At 69.0% G+C, this 21173-nt stretch carries 22 protein-coding genes, 1 tRNA gene and 2 pseudogenes; 11 read left to right on the top strand and 14 right to left on the bottom strand.

Annotation, left to right across the window (positions count from 1 at the left end; translation table 11 throughout):
- Positions 1-2 precede the first annotated feature (2 nt).
- Entirely contained in the window at positions 3-362 is a 360-nt protein-coding gene (locus AXA68_RS17060) for an FkbM family methyltransferase (RefSeq protein ID WP_198530030.1), read from the bottom strand.
- Between the two features lie 672 nt (positions 363-1034).
- Between AXA68_RS17060 and AXA68_RS15900 the strand changes: the two genes are divergently transcribed.
- The 4 genes from AXA68_RS15900 to AXA68_RS06940 all read left to right on the top strand — a co-directional run bounded on the left by AXA68_RS15900 (position 1035) and on the right by AXA68_RS06940 (position 3417).
- Complete coding sequence (locus AXA68_RS15900) at positions 1035-1670, top strand: IS6 family transposase (protein WP_080505289.1); 636 nt, start codon at positions 1035-1037, stop codon at positions 1668-1670.
- A 56-nt stretch (positions 1671-1726) separates the two neighbouring features.
- Entirely contained in the window at positions 1727-2026 is a 300-nt protein-coding gene (locus AXA68_RS06945; protein WP_066414537.1) for a type II toxin-antitoxin system HicB family antitoxin, read from the top strand.
- 82 nt (positions 2027-2108) lie between these two features.
- Positions 2109-2267 (top strand): type II toxin-antitoxin system HicA family toxin, encoded by a 159-nt coding sequence (locus tag AXA68_RS15895; RefSeq protein WP_321164565.1) that lies wholly within the window; start codon positions 2109-2111, stop codon positions 2265-2267.
- Between the two features lie 121 nt (positions 2268-2388).
- Positions 2389-3417 carry a glycosyltransferase family 4 protein gene (locus AXA68_RS06940; RefSeq protein WP_066414534.1) on the top strand — a complete coding sequence of 343 codons (1029 nt, stop codon included), beginning with the start codon at positions 2389-2391 and terminating at the stop codon, positions 3415-3417.
- 32 nt (positions 3418-3449) lie between these two features.
- Here the strand turns inward: AXA68_RS06940 and AXA68_RS06935 are convergent, their stop codons facing one another.
- Complete coding sequence (locus AXA68_RS06935; protein WP_066414531.1) at positions 3450-3794, bottom strand: DUF7510 family protein; 345 nt, start codon at positions 3792-3794, stop codon at positions 3450-3452.
- 86 nt (positions 3795-3880) lie between these two features.
- On the opposite strand from AXA68_RS06935, the gene AXA68_RS06930 reads away from it, so the two are divergent.
- From AXA68_RS06930 to AXA68_RS06920, 3 genes are read left to right on the top strand one after another with little or no spacing between them, the layout of a single operon-like run.
- Complete coding sequence (locus AXA68_RS06930; RefSeq protein ID WP_066414526.1) at positions 3881-5155, top strand: Single-stranded DNA binding protein; 1275 nt, start codon at positions 3881-3883, stop codon at positions 5153-5155.
- A complete protein-coding gene (locus AXA68_RS06925; RefSeq protein ID WP_066414523.1) occupies positions 5152-6792 on the top strand; it encodes a hypothetical protein in 1641 nt (546 codons plus the stop codon). The genes AXA68_RS06930 and AXA68_RS06925 overlap by 4 nt, the downstream gene beginning before the upstream one ends.
- Positions 6792-7589, top strand: a complete 798-nt coding sequence (locus AXA68_RS06920; RefSeq protein ID WP_066414521.1) for a metallophosphoesterase — start codon at positions 6792-6794, stop codon at positions 7587-7589. Before AXA68_RS06925 ends, AXA68_RS06920 begins: the two co-directional genes overlap by 1 nt.
- Positions 7590-7625: 36 nt before the next feature.
- Here the strand turns inward: AXA68_RS06920 and AXA68_RS06915 are convergent, their stop codons facing one another.
- The 3 genes and pseudogenes from AXA68_RS06915 to AXA68_RS06905 form a co-directional block, all read right to left on the bottom strand.
- Positions 7626-8720: a glycosyltransferase gene (locus AXA68_RS06915; RefSeq protein WP_066414519.1), complete on the bottom strand. Its 1095-nt coding sequence runs from the start codon at positions 8718-8720 to the stop codon at positions 7626-7628.
- Positions 8721-9706: pseudogene (locus AXA68_RS06910) on the bottom strand (glycosyltransferase family 4 protein).
- A gap of 10 nt (positions 9707-9716) precedes the next feature.
- Complete coding sequence (locus tag AXA68_RS06905) at positions 9717-10589, bottom strand: hypothetical protein (RefSeq protein WP_066414517.1); 873 nt, start codon at positions 10587-10589, stop codon at positions 9717-9719.
- Positions 10590-10693: 104 nt separating this feature from the next.
- On the opposite strand from AXA68_RS06905, the gene AXA68_RS06900 reads away from it, so the two are divergent.
- Entirely contained in the window at positions 10694-11713 is a 1020-nt protein-coding gene (locus tag AXA68_RS06900) for a lysylphosphatidylglycerol synthase transmembrane domain-containing protein (RefSeq protein ID WP_066414515.1), read from the top strand.
- 42 nt (positions 11714-11755) lie between these two features.
- Here AXA68_RS06900 and AXA68_RS06895 read toward each other — a convergent pair whose 3' ends face one another.
- The 5 genes and pseudogenes from AXA68_RS06895 to AXA68_RS06875 all read right to left on the bottom strand — a co-directional run bounded on the left by AXA68_RS06895 (position 11756) and on the right by AXA68_RS06875 (position 16794).
- A complete protein-coding gene (locus AXA68_RS06895; protein WP_066414513.1) occupies positions 11756-12238 on the bottom strand; it encodes a Zn-ribbon domain-containing OB-fold protein in 483 nt (160 codons plus the stop codon).
- Positions 12235-13394, bottom strand: a pseudogene (locus AXA68_RS06890) (thiolase family protein). The gene AXA68_RS06895 and the pseudogene AXA68_RS06890 overlap by 4 nt, the downstream one beginning before the upstream one ends.
- A gap of 113 nt (positions 13395-13507) precedes the next feature.
- A complete protein-coding gene (gene mutL, locus AXA68_RS06885; protein ID WP_066414511.1) occupies positions 13508-15952 on the bottom strand; it encodes a DNA mismatch repair endonuclease MutL in 2445 nt (814 codons plus the stop codon).
- Between the two features lie 413 nt (positions 15953-16365).
- Positions 16366-16602 carry a CDGSH iron-sulfur domain-containing protein gene (locus AXA68_RS06880; protein WP_066414509.1) on the bottom strand — a complete coding sequence of 79 codons (237 nt, stop codon included), beginning with the start codon at positions 16600-16602 and terminating at the stop codon, positions 16366-16368.
- Between the two features lie 107 nt (positions 16603-16709).
- A tRNA-Leu gene (locus AXA68_RS06875) sits at positions 16710-16794 on the bottom strand.
- A gap of 111 nt (positions 16795-16905) precedes the next feature.
- Between AXA68_RS06875 and AXA68_RS06870 the strand changes: the two genes are divergently transcribed.
- The 3 genes from AXA68_RS06870 (at position 16906) to AXA68_RS06860 (ending at position 17929) form a co-directional block, all read left to right on the top strand.
- The gene (locus tag AXA68_RS06870) at positions 16906-17214 is read left to right on the top strand and encodes a cyclin (RefSeq protein ID WP_066414507.1); all 309 of its coding nucleotides are present in this window, start codon (positions 16906-16908) and stop codon (positions 17212-17214) included.
- Positions 17215-17321: 107 nt separating this feature from the next.
- Positions 17322-17738 carry a DUF2178 domain-containing protein gene (locus AXA68_RS06865; RefSeq protein WP_066414505.1) on the top strand — a complete coding sequence of 139 codons (417 nt, stop codon included), beginning with the start codon at positions 17322-17324 and terminating at the stop codon, positions 17736-17738.
- Positions 17735-17929: a helix-turn-helix transcriptional regulator gene (locus AXA68_RS06860; RefSeq protein ID WP_066414502.1), complete on the top strand. Its 195-nt coding sequence runs from the start codon at positions 17735-17737 to the stop codon at positions 17927-17929. The genes AXA68_RS06865 and AXA68_RS06860 overlap by 4 nt, the downstream gene beginning before the upstream one ends.
- Positions 17930-17958: 29 nt before the next feature.
- On the opposite strand, the gene AXA68_RS06855 is transcribed toward AXA68_RS06860, so the two are convergent.
- The 4 genes from AXA68_RS06855 to AXA68_RS06840 form a co-directional block, all read right to left on the bottom strand.
- Positions 17959-18594, bottom strand: coding sequence for a fibrillarin-like rRNA/tRNA 2'-O-methyltransferase (locus tag AXA68_RS06855; RefSeq protein ID WP_066414500.1), 636 nt, complete (start codon positions 18592-18594; stop codon positions 17959-17961).
- On the bottom strand, positions 18587-19471 hold the full coding sequence (locus AXA68_RS06850; protein ID WP_066414498.1) for an NOP5/NOP56 family protein: 885 nt from the start codon (positions 19469-19471) through the stop codon (positions 18587-18589). Before AXA68_RS06850 ends, AXA68_RS06855 begins: the two co-directional genes overlap by 8 nt.
- Positions 19472-19566: 95 nt before the next feature.
- Positions 19567-19827 (bottom strand): hypothetical protein, encoded by a 261-nt coding sequence (locus tag AXA68_RS06845; protein WP_066414497.1) that lies wholly within the window; start codon positions 19825-19827, stop codon positions 19567-19569.
- A 126-nt stretch (positions 19828-19953) separates the two neighbouring features.
- Complete coding sequence (locus AXA68_RS06840) at positions 19954-21147, bottom strand: arginine deiminase family protein (RefSeq protein ID WP_066414496.1); 1194 nt, start codon at positions 21145-21147, stop codon at positions 19954-19956.
- Positions 21148-21173 lie beyond the last annotated feature (26 nt).

Here is a 21173-nt window from a genome sequence, read left to right as displayed (position 1 = left end):
GTTCAATCAGTTAGTGAGGGAGGGATGGCCTCGATGAGGTAGTTCTCCTGCCAATAGCCGAGATACTGGATTTCAAATCCTAGGCTTCGGAGAAGTCTTTTGACTTCCCCGACAGAGTCACCGATATCTGCTATTTTCTCGGTGTGTATTCCACAAAAGAAACAGCGGTACGTCGAGTCAGCGAAGGTGCCTCGAAATTCATCAAGTGTGATATATTCTGCCCCCTCCATGTCGATTTTACAAACATCTGGCGGTTGGTAGTTGTTGTCTCCGATTAGATCGTCAGCACGTCGCGTATCGATTTCGAGCATGCCATCGTAGTCATCGGAGAACTGGTGCCCTGTTTGTCCGTTTACCAACATCCCTGTACTGTTATTAGTATTCAGCAGTTCGACATTGAATAATTCGCCATTAATATTGTTCCGTTAGATGTTGTGCTTCAAGTATTCAAAATGTCAGTATTCGGTACAAAATCGACAACTAAATCTGATTTTATTTATTATTTATATGACAGGAATGCCCCCCGACGTTGGCACTAATATCGTAAAACACATCATCCTGGTTAACCGTCGACAGAACACGTTCAATAAGGGGACGTCCGGAACGAAAATTGTCCACAAAGTCGTATTGGTTCAATGTGCGACGAGACATGTCAAACTCTGCACTCGCATCCCCAACCGAGTACGACTTGTATTCGAGTTTGATCCGCTGGTATATTGTATCGAAGTAACTAATGAATTTATTTCCAGCGTCAGTCACGACAGTCTTCGGTCCCTCCGAATGGAACTGTCGATACGCCCAATAAGGAAGACTCATGAATTACGTGTGAATACTCACTCTATTATAAGCATTTGACGCTCTCTATTACAAGTACTTGACGCTCCCGAATCACATCTTGTATCCAAGGGTAGTGTTTAGATAAGCTGATTCCATGCGAAGGCGAACGCTTGTAACCCGTTTTCGGCGGTACTCGGTTCGACAGGTCGTGTTTAATTAAGGGTGAAGAGTGAGGCGGAGTGATTTCTTGCTGGTCTATGGCAGGAATCGCCCGCCTCAGCGGATGTATCGAGTGGATTGATTTGGATTTTGTGGAGCGCCAACGGGCACCCGAGCGTGCGATGAAGCTTGGTATTCAATTCCAGTTAACGGGGCTTTCACTGTCGAATACCGCGTCTCTGCTCAAAGAGTTGGGTGTCGAGCGCTCGTGTAAGGCAATCCACGATTGGATACAGAAAGCCGGTCTACAGCCCACGGAAGGCCGACGCCCGAATCAAGTTGCGATTGACGAGACCGTGATTCGAATCAATGATCAGCAGTTCTGGCTGTACGCTGCTGTCGATCCTGAGACGAACGCGCTGCTACACCTCCGATTATTTTCGACGACAACGACCGCAGTAACCGGGATGTTTCTCCGAGAACTCCGAGAAAGACACGAGCTTGAAACTGCAGTGTTTCTCGTCGATGGCGCTCACCACCTCCAAACTGCGCTTACCAGAGCTGGACTCCGATTTCAGACAGAACGCCACGGAAATCGGAATGCCATCGAACGTATCTTTCGAGAACTCAAACGCCGCACATCTTCGTTCTCAAACTGTTTCAGCCATGTTGAGCCTCAAACCGCAGAAACACGGCTCCAAGCATTTGCTGTTTGGCTCAATGCCCCAAACTAAACACGACCCCGGGAACCGTCCGAACTCTTTTGATGTGGTCCGGCGTATTCGGCGGTATGAGCACGGATACGGGCGGAAACGACGAGGATCCGTCGCCCGCGACACATATCACGCTCGAACTGTCGGAGGACGGCGAGACGTGGATCGTCACCGACGAAGAGACGGGGGTGACGACGCAGGGAGAGACCCGCGAGCACGCATTGGAGATGATCGACGAGGCGGTCACGCTTCACAAGGGTGAGACGGGGACGCCCGTCACCGACGGCGATCTCCGCGAGTGGGGGATCGATCCCGAGACCGTCGAGAACGAGGTCGGCGTCCCGGACGTGCCGTGGTTCAACGCGGACGAGGAATGACTCGCCGGTAGTTCTCCGGTGAGGAGGTCGCTTCCGTGCTGATCGAGAACGGCTACCGACCGGTCGATCGGACGGGAACCATCTGAAGCTCAGATACGAACATCCGGAGACGGATGAGATCAGAGTCGTTAGCGTCCCGCTCCACGACGAGATCCGAACGGGAACGCTCCGGAACGTCGCCGACCAGTGTGGTGCGCTCGACTTCGACGAGTTCTGTAAGTGGATCGACCGAAACGTCTGACCGGTGAGAAAACGCATCGGATCCGATCCGATGATACGATCGATGTCGTTTCCGTCGACCGGGAGGGACCATAGCTAAGTGGCGACTCCCCGTTCGTGGGCGTATGCCGCCGAGTGTACTCATGTTAGGTTGGGGGTATCCGCCGAACGTCACCGGCGGGTTGGACGTCCACGTCGGGGAGCTGTTCTCCGGGCTGCGCGACGAGTTCGACGTTGACGCGAAGCTGGTGTTGCCCGCCGAGTTGGCACCCGACGACGAGCCGGGGCTGGAGGGCGTCGAGACCGGCGAGGGCGACGTGGCGACCCGCGTGGGTCGCCTCAGCGACCGCTTCGTCGAACTCGCGCCCGACTACGACGTGATCCACACCCACGACTGGTTCGGGTACGGACCGGGCCGGGAGGCGTCGCGGGCCTCGGACGCGACGTGGGTCTCCTCGTTCCACTCGCTGGCCAGCGACCGCAACATCGACCCGCCGACGCGCGAGGTCGAGACGGAGCGCCGGCTCGCGAACGCCGCGGACGTCAACATCGCCGTGAGCGAGATCGTCCGCGAGGACATCCGGGAGCTGTACGGGGCCGACTCGCGCGTCGTCTACAACGGCTTCTCGACGCCGAAGTTCTCGGGGAAGGACGTGCGGGAGGACCTCGGGATCGACGGCGAGATGCTGTTCTTCGTCGGGCGACACACCGACCAGAAGGGGATCTCCCATCTGCTGTACGCGATGAAGAAGCTCCGCGGCCGCGACGTCACGCTCGTCGTGGGCGGCTCCGGCCACCAGACCGAACAGCTGAAGCGGTTCGTGGAGCTCGTGGGAATAGAGGAGAAGGTGGAGTTCGTGGGCTACGTCCCCGAGGCGGAGCTGGGCGACTACTACGCCGCGAGCGACGCGTTCGTCTCCCCCTCCTTCTCCGAGCCGTTCGGGATCACGATCACGGAGGCGCTGGAGGCGGGCACGCAGGTCGTCTCGACGCGGTGTGGCGCGGCCGAGATCCTGCCGGAGGGCTGTCTGATCGAGGTCACGCCGGACTCGGAGTCGATCGTCGACGGGCTCGCCGCCGCGCTCGACCGAGAGTCGCCGCCGGCGTACGAGCGCCGCGACTGGTCGGCGGTCGCCGAGGACACGCTCGCGGTGTACGAGGACGTCGCGTAGGCGGTATCCCGACCGCCGACCGCTGACGCCGTCTACTCCGCCCGATACACGTCGAACTCGGTCACCGGCTCCGGGTGCCGGATCCGGAAGCCGTCCGCCGTCTCGATCACGCCTCGGGTGCTCTCGACGGCCCCGCGGTAGGGGGTCCCGTCGTCGTCCTCGCGGGCCCTCGCGTCCTGATACGGCGAGGTGTACGGGGAGCCGTACGACGACTCCGAGACGGGGTCGTCGAAGCCTTCGGGCGGGAGGTAGATCCGCTCACCGCTCGCCGATCGAACCACGACGGCCGCGTCCCGCGTCCCGGTCACGTCGATGACGGTTCGTTCCGCCGTGACGCGCGTGTCGATCCCGACCTCGCTCGCCTCGATGTCGGCCATGTTCCCCCCTGCGGACGGGAGCGGTTTAGCTGTGCCGGACGGGAGGGGGTGAACCCTTTTGTGCGGTCGCGTCGAACTCGCGGGCGATGGACGTCAACAGCCATGCCGAGGAGCTCGCCTCCGACCTCGGCGTAGACAAGGCGGAGGTCAAAGCGGACCTGGAGAACCTACTCGAGTACAGCGTCCCGATCGACGAGGCCAAACAGAGCGTCCGGCGGAAACACGGCGGCGGTGGCGGCGGGTCGAGCCCGACCCCCGAGTCCGTCGACCTCGCCGAGATCACGACCGACCACGGGAACGTCACGGTCACCGTCCGGGTGCTCACGCGGGGCACCCGAACGATCCGGTATCAGGGCGACGACTTCACGATCCGGGAGGGTGAACTCGCCGACGGGACGGGAACGATCTCCTACACCGCCTGGCAGGACTTCGGCTTCGAGCCGGGCGACTCGCTGACGATCGGCAACGCCGGCGTGCGCGAGTGGGACGGCGAGCCCGAGCTCAACCTCAACGAGTCGACGACGGTCGCGATCGCCGACGAGCCCGTCGACGTCGACCGCGAGGTGGGCGGCGACCGCGACCTCGTGGAGATCGCGGCCGGCGACCGCGGCCGCAACGTGGAGGTCCGAGTGCTGGAGGTCGAAGAGAAGACGATATCGGGCCGGGACGGGGAGACGGAGATCCGCGAGGGCGTCGTCGGCGACGCGACCGCGAGGCTCCCCTTCACCGACTGGGACCCGCGTCCGGAGGTGGAAGCGGGCGCGAGCCTCCGGATCGAGGACGTGTACGCCCGCGAGTTCCGCGGCGTCCCCTCGATCAACCTCACCGAGTTCACGACGGTGACCCCCCTCCCCGACCCCGTCGAGGTCGCCGAGAGCGCGCCGCGGCTGTCGGTCGCGGAGGCGGTCGGCTCGGGCGGCATGTTCGACGTCGAGCTCGTCGGGAACGTTCTCGAGGTTCGGGACGGCTCGGGGCTCATCGAGCGCTGTCCGGAGTGCGGCCGCGTGATCCAGAACGGCCAGTGTCGGAGCCACGGCGAGGTCGACGGCGAGGACGACCTCCGCGTGAAGGCGATCCTCGACGACGGCACCGACACCGTCACCGTCGTCCTCGACTCCGACCTCACCGCCGAGGTGTACGGCGGCGGGCTCGAGGAGGCGCTCGCGGCCGCGACCGACGCGATGGACAAGGACGTGGTCGCGGAGTCGATAGCCGACGCGCTCGAGGGCGGGGCCTACCGGGTCCGCGGGAGCCTCTCCGTCGACGAGTACGGCGCGACGCTCGACGCGACCGCGTTCGAGACGGCCGACGACGACCCCGCCGACGCGGCCCGCGAGACGCTCGCGGAGGTGCGCGCATGAGCGACGACGGCCCGGGAACCCGCGAGGTCGCCCACCGGCTGTTCGCGGCGGAGTTCGACGACGCCTCGCTGTCGTACTCCGAGAGCGACGAGGAGCGCGCCCCGAACTACGTCGTGACGCCGACGGGCGCGCGGGTCAACCGGCTGTTCGTCGCCGGCGTGCTCACCGAGGTCGAGCGCGTCAACGACCAGACGAGCCGCGGCCGGGTCGTCGACCCCTCCGGCGCGTTCGTGACGTACGCCGGGCAGTACCAGCCGGACGAGCAGGCGTTCCTCGAGCGGGCCGACCCGCCCGCGTTCGTCGCGCTGACCGGCAAGGCCCGGACGTTCGAGCCGGAGGATTCCAACCGAGTGTTCACCTCCGTCCGCCCGGAGAGCCTCAACGAGGTCGACGCCGAGGTCCGCGACCGCTGGGTCGTCTCCGCGGCCGAGCGGACGCTCGACCGTCTCGCGGTCCTCGAGCGGGCGCTCGCGTCCGATCTCCGCGGCGAGGAGTTGCGGGGCGCGCTCGAGGCCGGCGGGGCCTCCGCGTCGCTCGCGGCGGGGATCCCCAAGGCGCTCGCCCACTACGACACCTCGCCCGCGTACGTCGAGGCGGTCCGCCGGATGGCCGTCGACGCGCTGGAGCTGATCGCGGGCGAGCGCGACGAGGTCCGCGCCCCCGACGTCGCGCCCGACGCCGGCGGCGACGCGACCATCGGCCCGCTTCCCGACACCGACGTGCGGGTCGAGACGGCAACGGCCGGAGCGGACGCGGCGACGACGGCCGAACCGACCGGGTCGGAGGGGTCGACGGGATCGGCTGAATCGACGGCACCGACGGACGAAGCGGCGGAAACGACCGACGAGGCGGCGGATCCGACCGACGAACCGACGGAAACGACTGACGAGTCGACCCTCGACGCTGCGGACGAGTCCGCCTCGGAGGAGTCTCGATCGGGCGAGTCCGCCCCGGCCGCGACGCTCGACGACGGACCGGAGGACGCCGACGCCGCGGACGGTCCCGACGGTCTCGGCGATTTCGACGGCTCCGGGGGCCTCGACGACGCCGACGCCGTCGATGACGCCGGCGACACCGACGCCCCCGCCGATCCCGTCGGCTCCGCGGACGACGGGGACGACGACGAACCCGGTCTCGGCGACTTCGACGACGGCGGGACCGACGAGATGTACGAGCTCGACGACGAGGAGCGCGAGGAGATCGAAGCCGAGTTCGGCACCGACTTCTCGACCGGATCCGAGGTCGACGAGCCGGGAGAGGCCGACATCGACGTGCCCGAGCCCGACGAACCGGGCGAGGCCGACGGTGCGAGCGGGGTCGAGTCCGCGGACGACGCGGAGACGGCGGACACCGGAAGCGCCGCCGGGGACGACGCCGCGGACGCCACGGACGGTCCCGACGGCGAGGTCGACACCGACGACGGCGGATCCGACGACGTCGACGTTGACCTCGAGGCCGCGGCGGTCGCGAAGATGGAGGCGCTCGACGACGGCGACGGGGCGGACCGCGAGGCGGTCGTCGAGGCGGTCGCGTCCGAGTACGGCGTCGACCCCGACGACGTCGAGGACGCCGTCCAGGACGCGCTGATGGGCGGGAAGTGTTACGAGCCGGGAGACGGGCTCCTCAAAGCGATCTGATGGCCGCGGTCGAGCCGGTCGTCGGCGAGCCGGCGGCCGTCGCGGATCTGGACGGGGAGCGGGCGCTGCTCGTCGCGGACGTCCACGCCGGCATCGAGGTTGGCCTCCGCTACGAGCGCGGGGTGGAACTCGAGAGCCGCGCCGACGAGCGTCGTGACCGGCTGTGTTCGCTGATCGACGAGACCGGCGTCGACCGGCTCGTCGTCCTCGGCGACCTCGCCCACCGCGTCGGCGCGCCCGAGGGCGACGAGCGGGCGGAACTCGAGGCGCTCGTGGCGGCGGTCACGGAGCGCGTCCCGCTGACGCTGGTCGAGGGGAACCACGACGCCGGCGTCGCGGAGGCGTTCGCCGACGACCTCGACGTGATCGGCCCCGGAGGCGGGGCTCTGAGCGGGAACGGCGAGGGCCCCGACGCGTCCGGCGTCGCCGCCCTCCACGGCCACACCCGGCCGGACCCGTCGCTCCGGTCCGCCGCGGTGATCTGTATGGGCCACGAACACCCGCAGGTCAGACTCGAGGACGCCGTCGGCGGGTCGCGGACCGAGCGCGCGTGGCTTCGCGGCCCGCTGAGACCGTCCGTCTTCGACGGCGAGGGGGACACGGAGGGCGGCGACCGCGACCCGAGCGATTCAGGCCCCGAACTCGTCGTGTTCCCGGCGTTCAACGAGCGCTCCGGCGGCACGTGGATCAACGTCGAGGGCGGATCGTTCCTCGCGCCGTTCCTCCCGGACGGGCTCGCCGCCGGCGACGCGTACCTCCTCGACGGGACGCGGCTCGGCGATTTCCGACGGATATAGGCCCCGACCTCACCGATCTCACCGACTTCACCGACCTCACTCGACGGGGTCGTCCGAGAGCGGCCAGTCGTCCTCGACCGTCGCGATGTGGTCCGTCGGCGTTCGCGCGTTGCGGTAGAGGTGTTCGAGGTTCTCCAGCGTGCGGTCGACGTCGAACCGCTCGACCGCGCCGCGCGTGTCGCGATCGACCGAGAGACACGCCTCGATGGCGTCCGCCATCCCGTCGAGGTCGCCGCGTTCGAACCGCTCGCCGTTTTCGGAGCCGATCGTCTGATCGAACGGCGGGACGTCGGCCGCGGCGACGGGGGTCCCGCAGGCGTTCGCCTCGAGCGTGGACAGCCCCAGCGTGTCGCCGGTGGAGGCGGTGACGAACGCGTCGACGGAGGAGTAGAACGTCGGCAACTCCTCGCGCGGCAGGAAGTCCCGGATCGTCGCGTTCTCCGGGGCGGCGCGCTCCAGCGCCTCCCGGCGCGGTCCCTCGCCGACGACGACGAAGCGGTACTCCGGGAGCCGCTCCGCGACCGCCAACACGTCCTCGACGTTCTTCTCCATGCTCAGCCGGCCGCTGTACCCGATCACGGTATCGTCGGGGTACCAGTCCTCCGCGGTCGGCTCGAAGAAGTCCATGTCGATGCCGACCGGCAGCGGGACGTGCTCGACGTCGCGGTCGATCCGCTTCGTCGAGGCAGTCACGACGTCGAACGTCCGGAGGAACGCGTTCTCGAGGGGGACGTACAGCCGCGAGAGCGCCGACGCGACCGCCTCGGACCCGACGCTCTGGTGGAAGTACTCCTCGAGCGGCGTGTGGTGGGTGTACACCGACGGGAGGTCGTGTTTCCGGGCGTAGTACCGGCCGAGCATCCCGACCGGCGCGGGGCCGTGACAGTGGACCACGTCGAGTTCCGGCAGCGTCGAGAGGCGGCGGTACGTCGGGATCCGGTATCCCTCGTAGAACGGGTTCGGGAGCGATCTGACCGGGATCTCCCGGTCGCCGGGCTCGTAGTCGCCGTCCGGGTATATCACGTACACCTCGTGGCCCTTGGCCTCCAGCTCCTCGCGCCAGAGGTCGATGGTGTAGGTGACGCCGTCGATCCCGGGGAAGTAGCTGTCGGTGAAGAAGCCGATCCGCACTCAGACCACCTCCTCGTACAGCGACCGGTAGCGCTCCGCGACCGTCTCGAGCGCGAACTCCTCGCTCCGGTCGGCCGCGTTCGCGCCGAGTCGTCCCCGCAGGTCGGGGTCGGCGAGCCGCTCTATCGCCTCGACGAAGGCGTCGACGCCCGCGTCCGCCGCGGTCTTGAGACACTCCCGGCCGTCCTCGAGCCACGCGAACGTCTCGATGTCGCGGACGACGACCGGCTTCCCGGCCGCCATCGCCTCGAGGAGGGCGATCCCCTCGTTCTCCTCGTGGGTCGGGAAGCAGAACACGTCGCCGGCGGCGTAGGCTCCCCGAATATCGTCGACGTAGCCGGTGAACGTACAGTTATCGGGTGCCTCCTCGATAAGCGCCGTCGTCTCGCGCCCCTTCAGGGAGAGATCGAGCGGGCCGAACCACGCGAAGTCGACGTCGGGCAGCCGGCGGGCCGCCTCGACGAACGTCTCGAGGCCCTTGCGTTTGATCACGTGGCCGACGAGGAAGACGACCGGCTCCTCCAGGTCGTACCGCTCGCGGTAGGTCGCCTCAAGCCCCTCGAAGCCGGCGAGCTTCTCGCGGTCGACCCCGTTCGAGATGACCGTCGTCGGGACGTCGGCGTATGACTCGATCACGCCGCGGTTGTACTCGGAGGGGCAGACGAGCGCGTCCGCGAGCCCGTAGGCCCACTCGAGGTACGGCCGGAGCGGCCGCGCGAGCGCGTTCGTGAACCGGAAGCTGTCGCCGAAGTCCTCGGCGGTGACGTGGGTGTTCGCGACGACCGGCACGCCCCGGCGGGCCGCGCGTCGCGCGTACCACGCCGACCGGGGGCCGAGGAGGTTACAGTGGAACACGTCGGCCTCGAGCGTCGGCTCCGTCGTGTACTCGATCCCGAGCCGGTCGAGCATCTTCCGCTGGTGGGCGACGGACTCGCGGATCCCCCCGTGACCCGCGACTCGAACTCGAAGTAGTGGCTCACCTTCATCGTCCGGCGGTCACGTCACTTCGAGCCACGGCACCTCCATCAGCGGCGGAATGTGGGTCTCGATGTGGTGTTCCCAGACGCCCTCCTCGCCGAACGCCTCCCCGTGGTCGGCGGTGACGACGACCGTCCCGTCGAGCTCCTCGACCAGGTCGGCGACGGACTCCAAGGCGATCCGCAGGTTCTCCTCGTAGAGCCGGAGCGCGGTCACGCGCGTGCCGTCCGTCACGAGGTCGGCCGGATCGAGCTCCAGCCACAGCCCGGCCTTCTGGGCGAACTCGCTGTCGTCCAGCCGGCTCTCGATCTTCGGTCGGATCGAGTCGCTCAGCGAGGAGAGGAGTCCGTCGCTCCCGTCGTCGCCGTCCCCGTCGTCGTTTGCTTCCTCCTCCTGGCGTTTGATCCCCTTCTGGATCTGTTTGAGCTTCTGGCCCGTGCCGCGCGAGAGGTACGGCGCGTGCGGCTGCATGTAGTGGAGCACGGTGCGGTCGGCGGCCTCGACGGCCCCCTGGTTGTCGTGAAACGCCTCCGCGATCCCCTCCGGCGGGACGGTGCCGAGGTCGTCGTCCCAGCCGGTCTTCCAGACGTCGTGGATGTCGCTGATGTGGTCGGAGGCGGTCCACTCGTAGTCACAGCTCGCGCCCCACTTGAGCTCGTTCAGCGGGATCCCCAGGTCGTTGATGAAGGGGTTCCCGGAGAAGTACGCGATGTCGTGGTCGCCGGTGAACGTTCGGTAGGCCCACTCGGGCGTCGAGGAGCCGACGCTCCAGCGCTTCTCCAGGTCGCCCTCGAGGTAGTCGTCGTAGACGTCCCGGAACACGTCGTATCGGCAGGCGTCGAGCACCAGACAGTAGTCCCACTCCGATTCGAGGAAACGCTGGTCTTCCATCGGTTGCGGGTACGTTTCGGATCGAACGTTGTATTCTTATTGATCCGGACCCGTCGCCGGGACCAATCAGACGTTTCAAGTTCGCTACCGCGATAGGTCCGGGCATGGCCGACGGAAACCGCCGCGCGCTGCTTCTCGGGTCGCTCGCGGCGGTCGGCGTCCTCGCGGTGCTGTTCTTCCTCGTCGGCGCGGGAGAGGTCCTCGACACCCTTCTCGCCGCCGAGCCGCGGTTCGTGGCGGCGACCGTGGCGTTCACGCTCTGCTGGCTGGCCGCCTGGGGGCTGATGCTCCGGACCGTGCTCGGCTCGCTCGACGTCTCCGTGCCCGTCCACACGTCGGTGCTCGTCTACGTGGGGGCCGTCTTCGCCAACAACGTGACCCCGTTCGGACAGGCCGGCGGCGAGCCCGTCGCCGCGCTGCTCATCTCGAAGGTCTCCGACTGCCGGTACGAGACCGGCCTCGCGGGCATCGCGAGCGTCGACGTCCTCAACGTCGTCCCCTCGCTCTCGCTCGTCTTCGTCGGCGTCGGCTACTACGCCACCACCGCCGCCGTCGGCGACCGCCTCGGGACCGCGGTCGCCTCGGCCGTCGCGCTGGTCGGCGGCGTCGTGGTCGCGATCGCGATCGTCTGGCGGTACCGCGAGACGCTCACCGCCCGGCTCCCGGCGCTCGTCAGCCCGTGGGTCGGTCGGCTCGGCCGGGGACGGTACGACGCCGCGGCGCTGGAGACCGACCTCACCGGGCGGTTGACCCGCTTCTTCGACGACATCGAACGCGTCGGAACCGACCGGTGGCGGCTGTCCGTCGTCGTCGCGCTGTCGCTTCTCGGCTGGCTCGCGCAGGCGGTCGCGCTGACGGCGGCGTTCGCCGCGGTCGGCCACGCGATCCCGCCGTACGTGGTGCTCTTCGCCATCCCGCTCGCGAACCTCGCCGGCGCGACGCCGATGCCGGGCGGCCTCGGCGGGATCGAGGCCGCCTACGTGGCGCTGCTCGTGCCGATCACCGGGATCGACGCCTCCGCGATCACGGCCGCAGTGCTCGTGTTCCGGGGCGGGACCTACTGGATGCCGGTCGTGCTCGGCGGGATCGTGACCTCGACGCTCGGCGTCCACACGCTCCGGTGACCGGCCGGACCTCTCGCCGCAGCCGCACCGACGACTCGGCCGCTACTCGATCGGCCGGAACCGGAACCCGTCCCACGACTGGCTCTCCGGCTCGCGGATCCCCGCGCCGGGCTCGCGGAGCTCGTCCGCGTACACGGGCTCGACGCGGTCGCCGATCGCGACGTCGAACGTCCCGCCGTCGGGGTCGTCGGGGTCGGCCGCGACCTGTCCGAGCGCGCGAACCGGCGGGCCGTCGTGTTCGTCCAGTTCGAACTCGACGATGGCGAGCGTGTTCGGCTCGCGGACGCCGGGCGGGGTCGCCGTGGAGGTGGTCCACGTCACGACGCGCGCCTCGCGGTCGCGGAGGTCCACGCTCCCGACCCGCTCCGCGCCGTTCGGTCCGACCGGGTGCGGCGGGTAGGTGACCGTCCCGTCGGCGTACTCCGCCGCCTCGAAGGCCGGCTCCGCGTCGTTTCCGTCGTTCCCGTCGCCTCCGTCGTCCGATTCCGCCGTGTTCGCTTCCGTCGTCGTGTCGTTCTCGCTCATTGGCTTCCCTCCAGGATCGCGGTGGTCACGCAGTTCCCGAACCCGCCGACGTTACACGCGAGGCCGGTGTCGGCGTCGACCTGCCGCGGGCCCGCGTCGCCGGTGACCTGTTTGACTATCTCGTACACCTGTGCGACGCCGCTCGCGCCGAGCGGGTGGCCCTTCGATTTGAGCCCGCCGGAGGTGTTGATCGGGAGGTCGCCGTCGCGGTCGGTGACTCCCTCCTCGACCGCCTTCCACCCCTCGCCCTTCTCGAAGAAGCCGAGGTCCTCCGACTGGAGGAACTCGAGGATGGTGAACATGTCGTGTAGCTCCGCGACGTCGACGTCGTCGGGACCGATCCCGGCCATCTCGTAGGCGATCGCCGAGGAGTCGACGACGCCGCCCATCGTGGTCGGGTCCGCGCGCTCGTGGACGACGTGGGTGTCGGTCGCGCCGCCGATCCCGCTGATCACGGCGTACTCGTCTTCGGGGACGTACTCCGCGGCGACCGATTCGGGACAGAAGACGAGCGCCGCGGAGCCGTCGGTGATCGGACAGAAGTCGTACAGCCGGAGGGGTCGGCAACGACCGGAGAGTCGAGGACCGTCTCGAGGTCGACCTCCTTGCGGAACTGCGCGTGGGGGTTGTCGACCCCGTTTCGGTGGTTCTTCACGGCGACCTTCCCGAGGCTCTCGCGCGGGGCGTCGTAGGTGTCGAGGTAGAGCCGCGCGGTGAGTCCCGCGAACGAGGGGAGCGTGACGCCGTGTTTGTACTCGACGGGGTGCGTGAGCGAGGCGATCACGTCGGTCGCCTCCGCGGTGCTTCGGTGGGTCATCTTCTCGCCGCCGACGAGCATGGTGAGGTCCGACGCCCCGGAGGCGACCGACTGCCAGGCGGCGTAGACGCCCGCGCCGCCCGAGGAGGAGGTCTGGTCGATCCGGGCGGTGTAGGCGGGTTGTGCCGCGAGATCGTGTGCGAGCGCGTTCGGGACGCCGGTCTGTCCCTCGAACTCGCCGCTGGCCATGTTCGAGACGTACAGGTGATCGAGGTCGTCGCCGTCGACGCCGGCGTCCGCGAGCGCCGCCTCCCCGGCCTCGGCGAGCAACTCCCGTACCCACGCGTCGCGCTGCCCGAACCGGGTCATCGACGCGCCGATTATCGCTACGCGTTCCATACGTCGGGGTGCGACCGGTACACCAAAAGCGTGCCTCTCCGCGAGCTATGCCCCGCCGGCCGCGGCGCGCCCGCCGCCGTCGACGGCGATCGGAACCGATTCGCCGGCCGCGCTCACTCCGCGCGGCGACCGGCGTGGCCCGGGTAGTCGCGCTCGAAACGGGACGACAGCTCCTCGCGGTCGAGCCGGATCACCACCGGCCGGCCGTGCGGACAGGCGTAGGGGTTCTCACACGCGTCGAGCCGGTCGAGGAGGTCGACGACCCTCCCCTCCGTGAGCGACGTGTTCCCCGTCACGGAGGGGTAACACGCGAGGTCGGCGAGCAGCTCGTCGACCGCGTCGGTCACGGAGTTCGACCCCGTCGCGCCGGCGGCGTCGGGTGCGGCGGCATCGGCGTCCGCTTCGCTTCCGTCGGCGGATTCCGCGGTCCGAGCCGCGTCCGCGACGAACTCCGTGAGCACGTCCCGGAGGCGTTCGGGGTCAAGCGCGGCGTCGAAGACCGCGGGAACCGCCTCGACGACGACTTCGCGTTCGCCCGCGCGCTCGGCGCGGAAGCCGATCCCCGACAGCTCCTCGAGGAAGTCGCCGAACAGCGCCGCCTCCCGCGCCGTCAACTCGATCGTCACCGGCTCCGCGAGCGCCTGAGCGGGCGGGCCCTCGGCGAACTCCCGTTTGAGTCGCTCGTAGTTCACCCGCTCGTCGGCCGCGTGCTGGTCGATCAACACCAGTCCGTCGGGTGCCTCGGCGACGACGTAGGTGTCGTGGAGCTGGCCGAGCACGCGGAGCGACGGCAGCGAGTCGTACGCGCGCTCGGCGCTCGTCTCTTCGCCGGCGAGGGTCCGCTGGTTCGTCGCGGCGCGTCGGGGCGTCGGATCGGCACCGGCGTCGGCGGCGTCGGCGGCGTCGGCGGCGGGTTCCGCGTCGACGTCGGACGCGAGGCCGGGAGCGTCGGAGACGGCTTCGGAGTCCGGGTCAGCGGCGGACCCGAAGTCCGTGTCGACGGCGGAGTCGGAGTCGGTCTCCGCGTCGCGGTCGGCGGGGCCGGAGACGTCCGCGAGCGATCCGTCGACCGCGTCGGTGGGCTCGTCTCCGGCGGTCCCGGCTCCCGCCTCGGCGTCGTCGGCCTGCCAGCTCCGCGGGGAGGGGCGGTCGGACGCCGGACGGTCCGCGTCCCTGTCCCCGCCCGAGGATCGATCCGAGTCGGCGTCGGCGTCGCGGTCCGCAGTCGCGTCGCCTTCCGACTCCCCCGCGAGATCCTCCACCGACCAGGCGTCCTCGTCGTCCGGATCGAGTTCCGTCGCCGATGCGGGGTTCGAGTCGGTCGCCGACGCGGGTTCGGGATCGGCGCTTCCGTCCCCGCTCGGATCGGCTTCGTTCACCTCGCGTTCGTTCACTTCTGGTTCGTCCGATTTGCGTCCGCTTCGCCCGCCCCCGACGCCCGTGCCGCCGACGACCTCGCCGTCCGCGCTCTCGGGGACGACGTCGACCTCGTCGGGAGCGGACCGTCCGCGTGGCGCGGTCGACCGGATCAGGCCGTGATCGAGCAGGGCTGACTCGACGGCCGACTCGACCGCGGCCCTCACGCCGGCCTCGCGGTCGAATCGAACCTCGAGCTTCCGCGGATGGACGTTCACGTCCACCTCGTCGGGCGGGACCTCGACGAAGAGCACCGCGAAGGGGTAGCGGTCGGGCGCGAGCTGGCCGCCGTACGCCTCCAGCACCGCCTCGCGGAGCGCGCCGGCCGTGACGAAGCGGTCGTTGACGTACGTCGCGAGGTAGTCGCGGGCCGACCGGGTCGTCTCCGGGTGCGAGACGAGACCGGTGACGCGTTTCACGGGGTGTTCTCCGCCCGCCGTCGACGGGTCGGGTTCCCAGTCGACCGCGAGCATCGACTCCGCGACCTCGCGGCCGTACACCGCCAGCACCGCCGACCGGAGGTCGCCGTTCCCCTCGGTCGCGAACGTCTCGCGGCCGTCGTGTTCGAGCGAGACGGCCACCTCGGGGTTCGCGAGCGCGTACCCCGTGACGACCGTGTTGACGTGGTCGAACTCCGTTGTCACCCGCTTGAGGAACTTCTTGCGGGCGGGCGTGTTGTAGAAGAGGTCCTCGACCTCGACGGTCGTCCCCGTCGGACACCCCGCGGGACGCACCTCGCCGACGTCGCCGCCCTCGACCGTTATCTCCGCGCCCGCCTCGGCGTCGGGCGGGCGCGACCGGACCGTGAGCCGCGAGACGGCTCCGACGGTGTATAACGCCTCGCCGCGGAACCCGAGCGTCCCGACGCCGGCCTCCAGGTCGTCGATGTCGGCGATCTTCGAGGTGGCGTGTTCGGCGACCGCGGCCTCGAGCTGGTCTTCCGGGATCCCGACGCCGTCGTCGCGGACGCGGATCCCCTCGGTGCCGCCCGCTTCGACCGAGACGGCGACCCGGCTCGCGCCCGCGTCGAGGCTGTTCTCGACCAGTTCCTTCACGACGCTGGCCGGCCGCTCGACGACCTCGCCCGCCGCGATCCGCTGGATCGTCCGCTCGTCCAACCGCTCGATGTCGGGCGGCTCCATCACTGCTCGTGGGTGGGGGCAGCGAGTACTTGAAACCGTCCCCGGCACGTGGACGACCCAAACCAAGCGGTGGCGCGCCTCCGAGTGCCCCGGAGGGGCGCGAGGAGCCCGCGAGGGACGCGGCGACTGAAAGGAGCCGCGAGGCTGGGGAGGCGTGAGGTGCGGGACGGTTGCGGTCGGGGGACTCAAAGGGGCAGCCGGCTCCGGGAAGACGGCCGACGCAAGCACCACAGGAGCGAACGTAGTGAGCGACGAGGAGCACAGCGAGGCCCTCGACCGGAGCCGGCTGGGGCTTTGGAGGTGCTCTTCGCAGTCGTCTGTCTCACTTCGTACAGCCGAGCAGTTGGGGCTTTGGAGACGGTCACCGCGTTAGCAACGACGTACGACCGAGCCGCTGGGGCTTCGGAAGCCCGTCACTCATCCGCGTAGACGATCTCGGCCACCTCCCGTCGCGGTCCGTCCGGATCGTCGTTCTCGTACTTGTAGAGGACGCCCTCCTCCTCGTCGGCGGCGGCCTTGTGCGAGCCGTCACAGAGCGGTTTCGACCTCGAGAGCCCGCATCGACAGACGTAGATCAGGCCGTCGTCCCCCATGTCCGTCTCGTCGAGCCGCACCGGTTCGTCCGCCTCGTGTGTGACTTCACGGGCCATACGCTCACCCAGGATTCGCGCCGGAATACGGTTTGTGGCCCGAAACGAGAGGGAACGGATTCGAATCCTGCGCGCATACATGCCTCTCACGTTCGCTCGAGGCAGTATGCGCGGGACCGGATTCGAACCGGCGGACCCCTACGGGATAGCGTCCTAAGCGCTACGCCTTTGGCCTGGCTCGGCAACCCGCGCGCGACAGCACGTAGGCGAAACCGATTCAAGAACCTGACGACCGCCGGCCCGACCCTCGCCGACCGCGGAGCCCGCGACCCCTTTTTGTATCCCGGCCGCCAACCACGAGGCATGTACCGGGCGAGTGACCGCGTCGACAACGCCGAGTGGATCGACCGCATCGAGGACGCCTGCGCCGACCTCGGTCTCGACGACGACGCCTGCTCGACCGCGACCGACCTCTTCCTCTCGGAGATCCCCGACGAGGAGCGCTCGAAACCCGCCGCCGCCGCCGCCAGCCTCTACGCCGCCGCGCTGATCCGCGGCCAGGAACGACCCCAGTCCGCCGTTGCCGACGCCATGGACGTCTCGCGGCTCTCCGTCCAGAAGCGCTGGAAACCCCTCCTCGAGAACGCCGGCTTCTCGCCGCCGACGTGGTGAGCCGACCGATGCCCGATCGACGGGTCCATCCGAGCGACGGATTTAAATCCGTGTGTAAAGTCTCCTTTACTGTAAAGCGAGCTTTACACAAATTCGGATCCCCGCTCATGACACGGAACACCCACACCACGACCGACCCGCTCTCCACGCGACGGCGCTACAGACGGCTGATGTACGGCTCCCTGATCGCGGGCATGCTCGGCCTCTTCGCCGGCATCGCCGTCGACCGGTTCGTGCTCGGCGTCCTCGTCTACTGGGCCGGCTTCTTCGGCGTCTTCGCCGTCTGGCGCGCGAGCCCGGTCGACCTGTACGACGAACGCGACGCGGCGATAGAGCGGAAGGCCAGCGAGTACACCCTCAACGTCTTCGCGTTCGTCCTCGTCCTCGGCGGGCCGGGCGGGCTCGTCTTGGAGGAGGGCGGCGTCGTCGACCTGCCGGGCGCGTTCTCCGGCGCGATGTGGGCGCTCGTCGCGCTGTACGCGGTCTTCGGCGTGATCTACACCGTCCTCCGCGGGCGGACATGAGAAACGACCTGGCCGAACGGCGCGAGGACACCGGCGAGAGCCAGGCTGACCTGGCGGCCGCCGTCGGCGTCAGCCGCCAGACGATAAACTCGATCGAGCGCGAGCGGTACGATCCCTCCCTCGAGTTGGCGTTCGCGCTGGCCGATCACTTCGACTGCGCGATCGAGGACCTGTTCGACCCGGAGGCGTGAGGCCCGCCCTCGGAACGGTCGCCGCCTCCTCACCGCGGCGTCGCCACGACGCCGAGGTGGTCCTCGTGGAAGCGGTCGAGCCGGCGGGTCTCGAGCACCTCGTAGGTTCCCTCGAGTTCCGCGAGCACCTCGGCGAACACGTCGTCCGGCTCGGCGGTCACGTCCTCGCTGCGCGCTTTCACCGCCAGCAGCAGGCGTCCGTCGTCGGCGAGAAAGCGCGCGTTCCGCGTCGCCACCGCCGCCTGTCCGCGCGTCGCGACGTCCTGGACGACCGCGTCGACGCCGCTCTCGACGACGTGGGCGTACGTCTCCGGCTTCCGGGCGTCCTTCAGGAGGGGGAACAGCCGGTCGCGGGGTTCGGCGACCTCGAGGAGGTCCCGCGTCGGCCGCGGCGCGAACTCCACGGCGTACGTCGGGCCGGCGAAGTCGGCGACGTGGCTCGCGGTCGTCCCCGAGGCCGCGCCGAGGTACAGCACCGTCTCGCCGCCCGAAAGGCCCGTGTCGAAGCCGAGTTCGAACATCCCGCCGAGCTTCGACCGCTCGGGGTCCCACGCGCGCCACTCGCCGTCGGTCGGCTCGCCGTAGACCGGCGGGCCGCGGGTCGCGAGCCGCGTCTCGCCGTCGATCTCGCGGCGCTCGACGCCGGCGGGAAGCGAGTCACTCATCGTCGACCTCCGTGCCGCCGTCCGTGTCCTCGTCCGCGTCCGCCCGCGCCCGGATCGTCGCCATCCGCTCGCGGAGGTCCTCGTGGAGCACCTCGCGGTACTCCCCCGAGTAGTGGTCCGCGCGCGCCGCGAGCGCCAGCTTCCCCGCGAGCGCCCGCGCTGCCGACCCGCGGTCCTCGGGCCGGGTCCCGCGGACGAACTCGTGGGTGTAGATGATCCCGTGTTTCGGCGAGGGCGCGCGGCCGGAGAGGTGCGCGAACAGCGCGTCCTCCGCGCCGAGCACCTGGACGGTCCCCGAGGGCTTCTTCGCCAGCGACTCCAGCCCGCCCGCGAGCGCGATCAGCCGCGCCGCGAGCTCCGGGCCGGCCATGTCGGCGAGGTTCGGCGCGACCACGGGTGCGACCCGGTCGATCGTCGCCGCGAGTTCGTCCCGCTCGTCCGCGAGCGCGGCCGCACGCGAGGCCAGCGAGATCACCCGCCGGTCGATCCCGTCGTCGGGCTTCCGGTCGGCGATCGCGCGGGCCCCCGCGATCCCGGCGTCGACGTCGTCGAATCGACTCCCCGCCCACTCGACGGCCCGCTCCGCGAGCTCGTTCGCGACGCGCTCGCAGTCGTCCATCGCGCGGACGGCGTGGATCAGTTGTCGGTCGTCCGCGCGCTCGCGCTCCGCGACGGCCTCGCGGGTCGCGTGGAGCGTGGCCTCTCGGAGCCGGTCGTAGTAGTCGTCGGCGTCGTCCGCGAAGCCGGACTCAACCGCGAGGCGCGGCCAGTCCGCGGGCGACTCGACGCTCCCGCCCTCGATCGCGTCGCGGGCGGCGCCGAGGTCGTCCGGCGGAACGGACTCGAACCAGCCCGCGTCGCTCCCGTCGGTGGTCATACTCGGAGAACTGCGCGCGAACTCGTATATGCGTCCCGGTGTGTCGATCGAGGAGCACCGGCGATCGGCGGAAAGGGCCGTTCCGTTCGCCCGCCTCAGGCGGCCGATCCGGTCGCTTCGGCGTCGCCGTCCGTCGAGTCACCGTCCGTCGCGTCGCCGCCGCCTCCGGGCCGGAAGCCGTCGAAGAGGTCACACTCGCCGACCCGGATCTCCCCGACCGTCGCGCCGGCGAGGCCGCCGAGCGCGCCGCCGGTGCTCGCCGCGTTGCGGTTCATCAACCCGCCGACCGCGGCCCCGAGGGCCGCGCCGACGGCGGCGTACTTCGCCCGTGAGATCGCGGTTCTGATTCGTCCCATGCCCGGAACTACTCGGTTCGTTTACAAAAAGGTGCCGTCGGAGGGTCGCGGCGCGGAACGGAGTGATCCGACCCCTCGGTGCGAAGTGGTCCGATCCTCGGTGCGAAGCGATCCGATATCCCGGTGCTACTCGCGAGCGATCGGCGTCGTCATACAGTGGAGCCCGCCGGCCCCGTTCGTGAGCGCGGCCCGCGGGATCCCGACTCCATCGGGGAGGATCGTCACGCCGCGGTCCCGGAGCGCCTCGATGGTCGGATTGTTCTCGGGTCGATACTCCCCGTCCTCGTCCGGCTCGTACAGCGGGATCACGGTGCCGTCGTCGATCGCGAGGAAGTTGGTCGGCCACCGCTCCCCGGCGGCGACGTCGATCACGTCGAACCCCCTCTCGTCGCGCACGTACTCCAGCGTCGAGGTGGTGTGGCTGTGCTCGTAGATATCGCCCCGTTTACGATAGACGTCGACGTCGGCCGCCTCGGCCAGATCGGCGTCGAGCACGGCCAGCCCCTCCGCGGCGATGTTGAACCAGCCGAGCAGATGCATCACCCGGGAGCCGAGCCCGCGGTCGACCCGGTGCGTTCGGTCGGCCTCCAGCGGGGCGCGCACCAGCCCGAACTCGTCGTAGCCGACCGCGCCCTCGCGCATCAGTCGCTCGCCCGCCTCGTAGCTGGTCCTGATGACGTGCTCCTCGCCGTCGACCTCGGCGGAGACGCCGAGCAGCGCGAACTCGCCCGCAGGCATGAACTCGCCGCCCTCGAGCGGCTCGCCCGTCATCTCGTAGCGGAGGTCCGCCCCGATCGACTCCCAGGCGCGTTTGACGATCGGCTCCTCGCGCCGCCGGATCGGCTTCGACATGTGACAGAGGATCGGTCCCCGGTCCCCGACGATCGTCGTGTCGCGCTGGAAGTAGACGTTCGAGATCGGCGAATCGAGCGTCACCGACGCCCCGTCGGTCCCGCCGTCGGCGGTCGTCTCGGGCGTGAGGCTCGGCCGCGAGAGAACGACCTGGAGCTTCTCGCGCGGCGAGAAGGCGGCGAGCACGTCGTCGACGCGATCGACGTCACCCGTCTCGAGGGCGTCCCGCGTCAACTCGTCGAGCGCGTCGCCGGCGAGGTCCTCGGCCAGGCGGTGGACCTCGACGTGCGTCGATTCGAGCGTCTCGACGAGCCGTTCGTGCTCGCGTCGCGCCTGCTCGGGCGGGACGTGGTCCTCGAACAGGTTCGCCTCGGGCGCGAGGCTCCCCGACCACAGTTCGAGGCCCGGCGTGTGGACCCTGACGGCGGAGAGCCGTTCCCACTCCGCACGGACCGAATACTCGGACATACCTCCGAGTCGCGGGCGGCGGCGAA

This window comes from Halorubrum aethiopicum (assembly GCF_001542905.1).
GTDB lineage: Archaea > Halobacteriota > Halobacteria > Halobacteriales > Haloferacaceae > Halorubrum > Halorubrum aethiopicum.
This window is presented reverse-complemented; position numbering and strand designations above follow the sequence as displayed.

Excerpts from the sequence above, each read along its gene's own strand:
- AXA68_RS06895 (WP_066414513.1), bottom strand. The coding sequence starts at position 12,238 with ATGAGCGAGAACGACACGACGACGGAAGCGAACACGGCGGAATCGGAC.
- AXA68_RS06870 (WP_066414507.1), top strand. The coding sequence starts at position 16,906 with ATGTACCGGGCGAGTGACCGCGTCGACAACGCCGAGTGGATCGACCGC.
- AXA68_RS06900 (WP_066414515.1), top strand. The coding sequence starts at position 10,694 with ATGGCCGACGGAAACCGCCGCGCGCTGCTTCTCGGGTCGCTCGCGGCG.
- mutL (WP_066414511.1), bottom strand. The coding sequence starts at position 15,952 with ATGGAGCCGCCCGACATCGAGCGGTTGGACGAGCGGACGATCCAGCGG.
- AXA68_RS06855 (WP_066414500.1), bottom strand. The coding sequence starts at position 18,594 with ATGAGTGACTCGCTTCCCGCCGGCGTCGAGCGCCGCGAGATCGACGGC.
- AXA68_RS06840 (WP_066414496.1), bottom strand. The coding sequence starts at position 21,147 with ATGTCCGAGTATTCGGTCCGTGCGGAGTGGGAACGGCTCTCCGCCGTC.
- AXA68_RS06905 (WP_066414517.1), bottom strand. The coding sequence starts at position 10,589 with ATGGAAGACCAGCGTTTCCTCGAATCGGAGTGGGACTACTGTCTGGTG.
- AXA68_RS06930 (WP_066414526.1), top strand. The coding sequence starts at position 3,881 with ATGGACGTCAACAGCCATGCCGAGGAGCTCGCCTCCGACCTCGGCGTA.
- AXA68_RS06925 (WP_066414523.1), top strand. The coding sequence starts at position 5,152 with ATGAGCGACGACGGCCCGGGAACCCGCGAGGTCGCCCACCGGCTGTTC.
- AXA68_RS17060 (WP_198530030.1), bottom strand. The coding sequence starts at position 362 with ATGTTGGTAAACGGACAAACAGGGCACCAGTTCTCCGATGACTACGAT.
- AXA68_RS06935 (WP_066414531.1), bottom strand. The coding sequence starts at position 3,794 with ATGGCCGACATCGAGGCGAGCGAGGTCGGGATCGACACGCGCGTCACG.
- AXA68_RS06880 (WP_066414509.1), bottom strand. The coding sequence starts at position 16,602 with ATGGCCCGTGAAGTCACACACGAGGCGGACGAACCGGTGCGGCTCGAC.
- AXA68_RS06845 (WP_066414497.1), bottom strand. The coding sequence starts at position 19,827 with ATGGGACGAATCAGAACCGCGATCTCACGGGCGAAGTACGCCGCCGTC.
- AXA68_RS06920 (WP_066414521.1), top strand. The coding sequence starts at position 6,792 with ATGGCCGCGGTCGAGCCGGTCGTCGGCGAGCCGGCGGCCGTCGCGGAT.
- AXA68_RS06940 (WP_066414534.1), top strand. The coding sequence starts at position 2,389 with ATGTTAGGTTGGGGGTATCCGCCGAACGTCACCGGCGGGTTGGACGTC.
- AXA68_RS06860 (WP_066414502.1), top strand. The coding sequence starts at position 17,735 with ATGAGAAACGACCTGGCCGAACGGCGCGAGGACACCGGCGAGAGCCAG.
- AXA68_RS06850 (WP_066414498.1), bottom strand. The coding sequence starts at position 19,471 with ATGACCACCGACGGGAGCGACGCGGGCTGGTTCGAGTCCGTTCCGCCG.
- AXA68_RS15900 (WP_080505289.1), top strand. The coding sequence starts at position 1,035 with ATGGCAGGAATCGCCCGCCTCAGCGGATGTATCGAGTGGATTGATTTG.
- AXA68_RS06945 (WP_066414537.1), top strand. The coding sequence starts at position 1,727 with ATGAGCACGGATACGGGCGGAAACGACGAGGATCCGTCGCCCGCGACA.
- AXA68_RS06865 (WP_066414505.1), top strand. The coding sequence starts at position 17,322 with ATGACACGGAACACCCACACCACGACCGACCCGCTCTCCACGCGACGG.